Source organism: Mesorhizobium sp. M7A.F.Ca.CA.004.04.2.1 (assembly GCF_004022825.1).
Taxonomy (GTDB): domain Bacteria; phylum Pseudomonadota; class Alphaproteobacteria; order Rhizobiales; family Rhizobiaceae; genus Mesorhizobium.
The window spans coordinates 1-9,641 of the sequence record NZ_RZPH01000112.1 but is presented as its reverse complement, the minus strand read 5'-3'; the positions used below and the strand labels follow the sequence as shown (position 1 = coordinate 9,641).

10 protein-coding genes are annotated in these 9,641 nt (G+C 62.7%); 6 read left to right on the top strand and 4 right to left on the bottom strand.

The window, feature by feature from the left end:
* Positions 1–88: 88 nt before the first annotated feature.
* Positions 89–361, top strand: a complete 273-nt coding sequence (hupB, locus tag EN893_RS07805) for a DNA-binding protein HupB (RefSeq protein ID WP_127268007.1) — start codon at positions 89–91, stop codon at positions 359–361.
* Between the two features lie 88 nt (positions 362–449).
* Here hupB and EN893_RS07800 read toward each other — a convergent pair whose 3' ends face one another.
* Positions 450–1,472, bottom strand: coding sequence for an aldo/keto reductase (locus EN893_RS07800; protein WP_127268006.1), 1,023 nt, complete (start codon positions 1,470–1,472; stop codon positions 450–452).
* Between the two features lie 178 nt (positions 1,473–1,650).
* On the opposite strand from EN893_RS07800, the gene EN893_RS07795 reads away from it, so the two are divergent.
* Entirely contained in the window at positions 1,651–2,217 is a 567-nt protein-coding gene (locus EN893_RS07795; RefSeq protein WP_127268005.1) for an SIS domain-containing protein, read from the top strand.
* A 3-nt stretch (positions 2,218–2,220) separates the two neighbouring features.
* Positions 2,221–2,964 (top strand): creatininase family protein, encoded by a 744-nt coding sequence (locus tag EN893_RS07790; RefSeq protein ID WP_127268004.1) that lies wholly within the window; start codon positions 2,221–2,223, stop codon positions 2,962–2,964.
* A gap of 12 nt (positions 2,965–2,976) precedes the next feature.
* On the opposite strand, the gene EN893_RS07785 is transcribed toward EN893_RS07790, so the two are convergent.
* The 3 genes from EN893_RS07785 to EN893_RS07775 form a co-directional block, all read right to left on the bottom strand.
* Positions 2,977–3,894, bottom strand: a complete 918-nt coding sequence (locus EN893_RS07785) for a carbohydrate ABC transporter permease (protein ID WP_127268003.1) — start codon at positions 3,892–3,894, stop codon at positions 2,977–2,979.
* 26 nt (positions 3,895–3,920) lie between these two features.
* On the bottom strand, positions 3,921–5,042 hold the full coding sequence (locus EN893_RS07780) for a sugar ABC transporter permease (RefSeq protein ID WP_128361469.1): 1,122 nt from the start codon (positions 5,040–5,042) through the stop codon (positions 3,921–3,923).
* An 88-nt stretch (positions 5,043–5,130) separates the two neighbouring features.
* Positions 5,131–6,795 (bottom strand): sugar ABC transporter substrate-binding protein, encoded by a 1,665-nt coding sequence (locus EN893_RS07775; protein WP_127266588.1) that lies wholly within the window; start codon positions 6,793–6,795, stop codon positions 5,131–5,133.
* Positions 6,796–7,084: 289 nt separating this feature from the next.
* Between EN893_RS07775 and ugpC the strand changes: the two genes are divergently transcribed.
* From ugpC to rbsK, 3 genes are read left to right on the top strand one after another with little or no spacing between them, the layout of a single operon-like run.
* Entirely contained in the window at positions 7,085–8,143 is a 1,059-nt protein-coding gene (gene ugpC / locus EN893_RS07770; protein WP_127266589.1) for a sn-glycerol-3-phosphate ABC transporter ATP-binding protein UgpC, read from the top strand.
* A 21-nt stretch (positions 8,144–8,164) separates the two neighbouring features.
* Positions 8,165–8,617 carry an RbsD/FucU family protein gene (locus tag EN893_RS07765; RefSeq protein ID WP_127266590.1) on the top strand — a complete coding sequence of 151 codons (453 nt, stop codon included), beginning with the start codon at positions 8,165–8,167 and terminating at the stop codon, positions 8,615–8,617.
* 4 nt (positions 8,618–8,621) lie between these two features.
* Entirely contained in the window at positions 8,622–9,566 is a 945-nt protein-coding gene (gene rbsK, locus EN893_RS07760) for a ribokinase (protein WP_127266591.1), read from the top strand.
* The last annotated feature ends 75 nt before the right edge of the window (positions 9,567–9,641 follow it).

The following is a 9,641-nucleotide window of genomic DNA, read 5'->3' as shown; positions in this document are numbered from 1 at the left end:
CGACTTGGTTGCGGGAGCGCTTCTTTCTAAAGTCCGTTTCCTGCCGGATGAGTCGATAGTTCCGGTGTTCTCATGGAAGGGAATTTTTATGAACAAGAACGAACTGGTGTCCGCTGTCGCCGACGCCGCGAGCATTTCGAAGGGTGACGCGCAGTCGGCGGTCGATGCGGTATTTTCCGTGATCACCGGCGAACTGAAGAAGGGCGGCGATGTCCGGCTTGTCGGCTTTGGCAATTTCTCCGTGTCAAAGCGTGCGGCTTCGACCGGCCGCAATCCTCAGACCGGCGCCGAAGTGAAGATCCCGGCGCGCACCGTGCCGAAGTTCTCGGCCGGCAAAGGCCTCAAGGACGCAGTCAACTAAGCGTTTTTTCTTTTCAGAGACCTCAGAAAAGCCGGGCTTGCCCGGCTTTTCATTTTTTGTGCCCGACGCTGACGCGACGGCGGCCGGCTTATGCGGTCGGCGCCTCGGCGCGCATCAGACCTTCCTTCTTGAGATCGGCCCAAAGCGCTGGGGGCAGTTTCGCATCGAGCAGCGAGCGATTGCTCTCGACCTCGCTCGGCCGCTGGCCACCGGGGATCACCGAGACGACCGAGGGGTGCAGCAGCGGGAATTGCAGGGCGGCCTCGATCAGCCTGACACCATGACGCTTGCAGACGTTTTCGATCCCGGCGACCCGATCGAGTATGTCCTTCGGCGCTTCCGAGTAGTTGTAGTAGGCGCCGGGCTTCGGTCCGGTCGCCAGGATGCCGGAGTTGTAGGGGCCGCCGAGAACGATGCCGATGCCGCGTGCCTGGCAGAGCGGCAGGAAGGACGTCAGCGCCTCCTGTTCCAGGAGCGTATAGCGTCCGGCCAGCAGGAACAGGTCGAAGTCGCCGCGCTCGGCCAGCGTCTGCGCGACCTGCCACTCATTGATGCCGCCACCGAACGCCTTGATCACGCCCTGGTCGCGCAGCGACAGCAAGCCGTAATAGCCCGAGCGCATGAACTCCTCGATGCGCCGGTCGGAGGCTTCCTTGCTGCCATGCGTGAAGATGTCGACATCGTGGACGAAGAGGATGTCGATCCGGTCGACGCCGAGGCGCTCAAGCGAGGCCTCGAACGAGCGCATGACACCGTCATAGCTGTAGTCGTACACTTCGCGGCGCGACGGCGTGTCGAAGAACTTGCCGATGCCGGTGCGCTCTTCGGGCGGGCAGGCGCGCATGATGCGGCCGACCTTGCTCGACAGCACATAGTCGTCGCGCTTCTTGCCGCGCAGGAACGGGTTGAGCCGCGTTTCCGACAGGCCGAGTCCATAAAGCGGCGCGGTGTCGTAGTAGCGGCAGCCGGTCGCCCACGCGGCTTCCAGCGTGGCGTTGGCGTCCTCGTCGGAGACGGCACGGTAGAGGTTGCCGAGCGGCGCCGCGCCGAAGCCGAGCTCGGTGAAACTGATGCCGCCATTGCCGATGCGGTCGAAATGCCGTGTCTTCATATGCTGCCGTTTGCCTCGCTCGATTTGTCTGACATGACACTATCACGCCTGTGGTCAGGCAAAAGCATAGCTGCGGGTTGGACACGCATTTTCGCGGTTGCTAGCATGAACGAAATCAAGCTGTTCGTGGCAGCAAGGGCGGCAAATACCAGGGGTGATTTTTGATGGCAGGATCGCGGTGAGCGACAAGAGCAAAAGCCTGTTCGAGACCGCGCTTGAGGAACTCGGCGGCGTGCTGGCCCGCATCGACGAAAGCCGGATCGACGCCGCCTGCAAAATGCTGGCCGGCGCGCGACAGATCGTCGTCTATGGCTGCGGCCGCGAGGCCTTGCAGGTCAAGGGGTTTGCCATGCGGCTCTACCATTTGGGCCTGCCGGTGTCCGTGGTCGGCGACATGAACACACCGCCGCTGGGGCAGGGCGATGTCTTCCTGGTCAGCTCCGGGCCGGGAGAGACCTCGACCGTGCTGACCCTGATGCAGGTCGCGCACCAAGCAGGTGCAACCAATCTCCTGCTGACCGCCCAGGCCGCAGGCAGCGCGGCGAAGCGCGCGGACTTCACCCTACTCATTCCCGCGCAGACCATGGCCAACGATCAGGGGGCGCAGAAGACATCGGTGCTGCCGATGGGCTCGGTGTTCGAAGGCGCGCTGTTCCTGCTGTTCGAGGTGATGGTGCTGAAACTCAGGGAATTGATCGGGGCGTCGCCCGAAGCCATGCGCGCCCGCCACACCAACATGGAATAGATCATGCGCTACGAACTGATGCTGCCACACCAGATCCGCAGGGCGATCGCCGAGAATTGGCCGGTCGCTCTGCCGCTCGGCGTGCTCGAATACCATGGCGAGCACATGGCCGTCGGCATGGACACGCTGGCCGTCGTCAAGACGCTGGAGCTGTTCGAAAAGGAGAAGGACGTCGTCATCCTGCCGCCCTTCTACTACGGTGCTGCGAGTTATGCGGTGGCGCCCCCGGAAGGCAGCGGCTCGGTGCAGGTCGGCGGCAATGCGCTGGCGCCGTTCGGCGAGGAGCTGTTCTACAGCCTGCTGCGCATCGGCTTTCGCAACATCCACGCCATCATCCACCACCAGACCGAGAACTTTGCCGCCGGCATGCCGACCGATCTGGCGTTCAAGACCGCCGGCCGCCAGGCGATCTTCCGCTTCCTCGAAAAGGAGCGCGGCGAGGGCTGGTGGGGCTCTCAGGCGATGGCCGACTACTATTCCGGGCACGCCACCGGTGAAAATTTCTTCAACTGGGTGCAAGTGCATCCGCTGATGTCGGCTGACATGAACGGCAAGTACCCGTTCGATCATGCCGGCATCGGCGAGACCTCGCTGATGCTGGCGCTATGCCCGGAGGCTGTCGATGCCGCTCACTTCAACGACAACAAGAGCTGGTATACGGCGAGCGCCAAGGATGCTTCGGCCGAGCTTGGGCAGAAGGGCGTCGCCATGATCATGGACCACCTGCGCACGATCCTGGCAGCCTAGCGGGCCGCCCTGCTACTTCACCGCTCCTGCGGTCATGCCCATGATCAGATAGCGCTCAAGCGCGATGCCGATCACCGCCAGCGGCGCGATGGCTGCCGTGGCGAGCGCTGCCATCGACCACCAGTTGATGCCTTGCGAGCCGGTCTGGCTCGCCACCATGACGGGGATCGTCTTGGCGTCGGTCGAGGTCAAAAGGGCGGCGAAGAAATACTCGTTCCAGCACAGCACCATGGCCAGGATAAAGGCGGCGACCATGCCCGGCAGCGCGATGGGCATGACGATGCGGAAGAACGCGCCCCAGATCGACAGCCCGTCGACCAGGGCTGCTTCCTCAAGTTCGACGGGAATCGAATTGAACTGGTCGCGCATGATCCAGATGACGATCGGCAGCACCATCAGCGTGTAAAGCAGGATCAGTCCGATGCGCGTGTCGAGCAGGCCGACCTCGCGGTAGAGTACCAGGAAGGGCAGCGCCAGCACCACCGGCGGCAGGATCAGCTGCGACAGGAAGAAGAACGAGATGTCCTCGTTCTTGAACCAGGCGAAATGATAGCGATAGCGGGTGAGCCCGTAGGCGGCGAGGCTGCCGATGACGATGGCGAGGCTCGACGCACCGACCGAGGTGATCACCGAATTCATGAAGCGCTTGAGGAACTCCTCGCGCACCGTCGAGGTCTGGAAGATCGAGTCCGGCGACAGGCCGAGCGAGCGCCAGCCTTTCCAGTCCGGCTGAAAGTCGACGAAGGGGATGAGATGGCCCTGCGTGACGTCGACCGCGGTCTTGAACGAGGTTGTCACCGTCCAATAGATCGGGAACAGGCAGATGAACGCCCAGAAGGCCAGCGCGCCATAGATGAAAACGCGGCTGGCGAGGAAGCTCGCCGGCGAGCGGATCTCCGAGGCGACATATTCGGTGGTCTGAACGCTCATCGGGCTTAACTCACCCCCATCTTGCTTTAATTGACATTGCGGACAAAACGGTTGGCGAATTTCAACAGCCACGTGACGAACACGACGATGATCACCAGATAGGCCACCGCCAGCATGGTTCCGTAGCCGACATTCGAGCGGTCGCGATATTCGCGATAGATGAAGCTCGACACGGAATCGGTGGCGCCGCCGGGGCCGCCGGACGTCACGGTGATGATGATATCGGCAAGCTTCAACTTGAAGATGATGCGCAGGATCACCGCCGTCACCGACACCGGCAACATCAGCGGAAAAGTGACCTGCCAGAAGGTCTGCCACGCATTGGCGCCATCGACGCGTGCGGCTTCGAGCACCTCGCGCGACATCGCCTGCAGCCCGGCCAGCAGCATGATCATCATGAATGGGATGAAGGTCCAGGCATCCAGTATCATGATCGATATGCGCGCGATGATCGGGTCGGAGAAGAAGGCGGGATTTTCCCAGCCGAGATGGCGCGCCAGCGTTGCTGCCGGTCCGAACCGGTATTCCATCAGCGACTTGCCGATCATCCACGACACCGCGACCGGGGACAGCATCAGCGGCATCAGGAAGACGACGCGGAAGAATTTTCGCGCCCGGATTTGCGCGTTGAGCAGCAGCGCCAGGCCGAAGGCGATGACATATTCGACCGCCACCGCCAGCACATAGAGCACCATGTTGAACAGCGCGTTGCGGTAGTAGGGATCGGCCAGCATCTGCCAGAAATTGTCGAGCCCGTTGAACTTGCGGCCGCTGAACGAGCTGAGGTTCCAGTCGGTGAGGGCGATGTAGAAACCGAATAGCGTCGGGAAGATCACCATGGCGATGGTGAACAGCAGCGCCGGCAGCAGGAACAGGGCACGCTGGCCGTCTTCGCCGCGCGTCAGCACCTGGCCGACGCCGATCGCCACGCCCCACAGCACATAGGCATAGACGACGGGGCGCCAGGTCTCGAAGCCGATCGTATCGGCGCTGCCCTTGTAGAGGATCTCCAGCACGATCGTCGCCAGCAGGCCAAGCGTCGCAACGGCCATCAGCGTCCAGCCAAGGCGTTTGCGGCCTGGAGAGATCAGATCGGAAGGGCCGGCATCTGCCGGCCACTGGTTCGCGGTCGAAGTCTGGTCAGCCACAAATCTCGCCCGTTTGAAGGCTCTCGAAGAGCCGGAGCCGGTCTAAAGTGGTCCGGCGTTGCCGCCGGACCACGGTTCATAGGCCAGCCTACATGCCGAGCGAAGCTTTGTAGAGCTTGATCTGGTTGTCGCGGCCGATCTGATCGGTCAGCTTCTCCCAGGCCGCCGCGATGGCGTCGGCACCTTCTTGCGCCTTCATCTTGCCGGCGAAAGTGTTGGCCAGGATGTCCTCGGCGGCGCTGTAGTATTGGAAAATGCCGGGGATGCGTGGCTCGATCGCCGCGTTCGGATGGTTGTAGCTGTCTGATTCCGACTTGAGGTAGGAGGTGATGAAGGCCTCGTCGTAGCCGGCCGCCACCCATTCGGGAATGTCGAAATGCGAGTTGCGGTAGGGCTGGAAGCCCGACGGATACATCGCCGTCCAGATCGACAGGTCCTTGCCGCCGAGATGGGCGGCGGCGGACCATGCCGCCTTCTTCTTCTTTTCGTCGGCATCGACGCGGGCCATCACATAGACGCCCCAGCCGAGATAGGCGCAGTTGGGCGCATAGTTCGGGCCGCTGGCGAGCTTGTCCCAGGCGCCGGTCTTCGCATTGTAGACATCGTCCGAGCCGGGCAGGATCGAGAAGCCGGTGACGTCGCCGACGACGGAAGAGTCGTTGGTCTTGACGTTGGAGCCGACGTCGCCCCACCAAGTGACCATCGAGCCGGTGCCGGCCAGGAACTGCTGGAAGGCGGTCGTGTTCGGATCGGCATTGATCTGGTCGGCGGGTTCGGACGGCAGCGCGTCGATGACGTCCTGGATGGCGCGCACCCAGGCCGGATTGTTGACGCGCGGCTTCATCGTGTCGGCGTCGAAGAGCCAGGCCTTGTCGTCGGGGTGCTTGGCATAAGCGGTGGCGCGACTGCCGAGGAAATAGAAGCCGAAGCCGCCCCAGGGCTTTGGCGCGTCGAGATAGCCATAGACGTCCTGGTCCTTGAGCTTCTTGCCCTTGAGGAACTTGGTCACCGCCTGAACCTGCTGCCAGGTCTTCGGTACGCCCCATTCACCTTCGCCGCCGCCGTCCTTCCAGGCCTTGGCGAGGTCGGCATCGGCGAACACGTCGGTGCGGTAGTTGAAGTTGTGCGCGTCGCCGTCGACGGTCACGCGGTATTGCTTGCCGTCCCAGGTGCCGACCGGCGGCTTCAGATAGCTGACCAGATCGTCGAAATCGATCTGGGTCTTGACCCAGTCGGGCATTTCCGACGTCAGGCCCTTGCCGCAGACATCGCCTTCGAACGGCGCGCCCATTTCGATAATGTCGAAATCGACGGTGCCGGTCGCGATCGACTGCTGCAGGCGGGCATTGTAATCGGCCTGCGCCAGGTCGATCCAGTTGATCTTGGCGCCGGTATAGGTCTCCCACGGCTTCAGGAAGCCGCGGAACAGCACATTGTGCAGGTTCTGGTTGTTGAGACCCATGAAGGTCAGCTCGACGCCGGCGAATTCGCCTTCCTTGACATTGGCCTTGGTCGCTTCGAGGCAGAGTTCACCGACCTTCTGGAAGTCGGCGTCCGTCGGCTGGCCTTTGCCGACGCCGGGGATCTGCAGGATTTTTGTGCGCAATTCGCTTGCCGCGGAAGCCGGGCGCGTCAAGGCGCCAAGTCCGGCGCTGGATGCGGCTGCGATCGCGGCCATGCTGGCCGCGCCCTTCAATATGTCGCGCCTTGTGGCGCCGGCTCGAACCAGTTTGTCGTAAAGACCCGTTCTCATCGCCTATTCCTCCCAGAACATCAGTGTGAATAAATCGGCCAACTGTCGGACGCCGGAGCGCCAAAGATGCTCCCGTTTCGGAAACGAATTAGGCAGGACCCCACCCTGCGTCGATTGAGGTTCCGATTGCGGATCGGATACCGACATTTTGACCAACGCCTGCCACTATTCTCACAACACAACGCCGTGTCAACGAGAGCGGGTTTTTATCTATAAGGGACCGACTTGCCCTGACAGGTCGCGTTGGTTAGCTTCTGCGCCTACGGCTAATGGAGCCGATGGGGGAGATATGGCGCAAGTCGCGATCAGCAAGGTGGCCAAGGCCTTTGGAACGGTCAAGGTTCTGCACGAAGTCAGCGTCGATATCGCAGACGGACAGTTCGTGGTGCTGGTTGGCCCTTCGGGTTGCGGTAAGTCCACATTGCTCAGGATGGTGGCTGGGTTGGAGACCGTCTCCGCCGGTACGATCGCCATCGGCGACCGCGTCGTCAATCATCTGCCGCCGGCCAAGCGCGACATCGCCATGGTGTTCCAGAACTATGCGCTCTATCCGCACAAAACGGTCGAGCAGAACATGGCCTTTGCCCTCAAGCTCAGGAAAACCGATCCGGCCTTGGTCGCCGAGCGGGTCAAGCGCGCCGCCGATATCCTCGACCTCAATCCCTATCTGAAGCGCTATCCCCGCCAGCTTTCCGGCGGCCAGCGACAGCGCGTGGCCATGGGCCGTGCCATCGTGCGCAATCCGCAGGTCTTCCTGTTCGACGAGCCGCTGTCCAATCTCGACGCCAAGCTGCGCGTGCAGATGCGCACCGAGATCAAGGAACTGCACCAGAGGCTGAAGACCACCACCATCTACGTCACCCACGACCAGATCGAGGCCATGACCATGGCCGACAAGATCGTCGTGATGCGCGACGGCCGCATCGAGCAGGTCGGCGCGCCGCTGGAGCTGTTCGACAGACCGGCCAACCTGTTTGTCGCCGGCTTCATCGGCTCGCCGTCGATGAACCTGCTCAAGGGCACCATGCGCAAGGGCGACAAGCCCGGTGTCGACATCGCGGGCACGCTGTTCCCGATCGCATCGGGCAACGCCGCACAAGACGGGCAAGCCGTCGTTTATGGCGTGCGACCGGAGCATCTCGAAATTCATCCCGACGGCGTGCCGGCGAAGATTTCGGTGGTCGAGCCGACCGGCTCGGAAACGCTGGTGTTCCTGCGCTTCGGCGAAGGCGAGATGGTGGCGCTGTTTCGCGAGCGTCACGACTTCAAGCCGGGCGATACGTTGAAGCTGAAGCCACGGCTCGACCAGATCCATCTTTTCGACGCAGAGACCGGCAAGCGTCTCTGATCCCAACTCACGAGGAATACCATGCTCAAAGGCATCAACCCGCTGCTCAATGCCGACGTGCTGCAGGCATTGCGGGCAATGGGGCATGGCGATGATCTGATCATCGCCGACACCAATTTTCCGTCCGATTCCGTGGCGCGCCAGACGGCGCTCGGCCGCGTGCTGCGCATCGATGCCTCGGCGGCGCAAGTGGTCAAGGCGGTGCTGTCGCTCTACCCACTGGATACATTCGTCGACGACTCGGCCGCGCGCATGGAAATTGTGGGCAAGCCCGACGAAATTCCGCCCGTACAAAGCGAAGTGCAAAGGGAGGTCGACAAGGCCGAGGGCAAGTCGTGGCCGATGATCGCGGTCGAGCGCTATGCCTTCTACGAGCGCGCCAAACAGGCCTATTGCGTCATCCAGACAGGTGAGCGCCGCTTCTACGGCTGCTTCGCCTTTCGCAAGGGCGTCGTGCCGCCGGATGCGCAGTAGCGGCATGGCTTCGGGCAAGCCGGTCGTCATGAAGCCTGTCGTCATATTGGGTGTGTTCGTCGCCGACACCGCCTACAGGGCGCAGCGGCAGCCGCGCATGGGCGAAACCATCCTCGGCACATCCTTCACGCTGGGGCCGGGCGGCAAGGGTTCTAACCAGGCGGTTGCCGCCGGCAAGCTCGGCGCCGACGTCACCTTCCTCACCCGCCTCGGCGTCGATCCCTTCGCCGACATGGCGAGGCAGACCTGGGCGCAGGCGGGCGTGAAAAATGCCGTCATCAATACGCCGGAAAGCTACACCGGTGCGGCCTACATCTTCGTCGAGGAGACCACCGGCAACAACGCCATCATCGTCAGCCCCGGTGCTGCCATGCTGATCTCTCCAGCCGATATCGAAGCCAATGCCACGCTGATCGGCGGTGCCGGCGTCTTCGTCACCCAACTCGAACAGCCGATCGAAGCCGCCATGCGGGCGCTGGAGATCGCGCGTGGGGCAGGGGTGACGACGATCCTCAACCCGGCCCCCGCGGCAAAGCTTCCCGACCGCATCTACACGCTCTGCGACTACCTTACGCCCAACGAGACCGAGACGGAGGAACTGACCGGGATGAAGGTGTCCTCGGTCGACGAGGCGCGAGCCGCCGCGGACAGTCTGCTGAAAAAGGGGGTCGGCACGGTCATCGTCACGCTCGGCGACAAGGGCGCGCTTTTGCACTCGAAGGAGCGCTCCGACCATGTTCCAGCCGTCAGCGCCGGCCCGGTGGTCGAAACCACGGGGGCAGGCGATGCCTTCAATGGCGGGCTTGCCGCAGCACTTTCGAGGGGCGTGGAGCCGCTGCAAGCGGTGCGCTTCGCCTGCGCCGTCGCCGGTATCTCCGTGACGCGACCGGGGACTGCACCGTCGATGCCGACGTTGCAGGAGGTCGAGGCACTGCTGGCGAGGGGGTGATCTTGCAGGGCCAGGCGTAGGCAAGGGCTGAAAGGACCTGAGTGACCTCAGGTCTCTTGGACCTCAGGTCTCTTG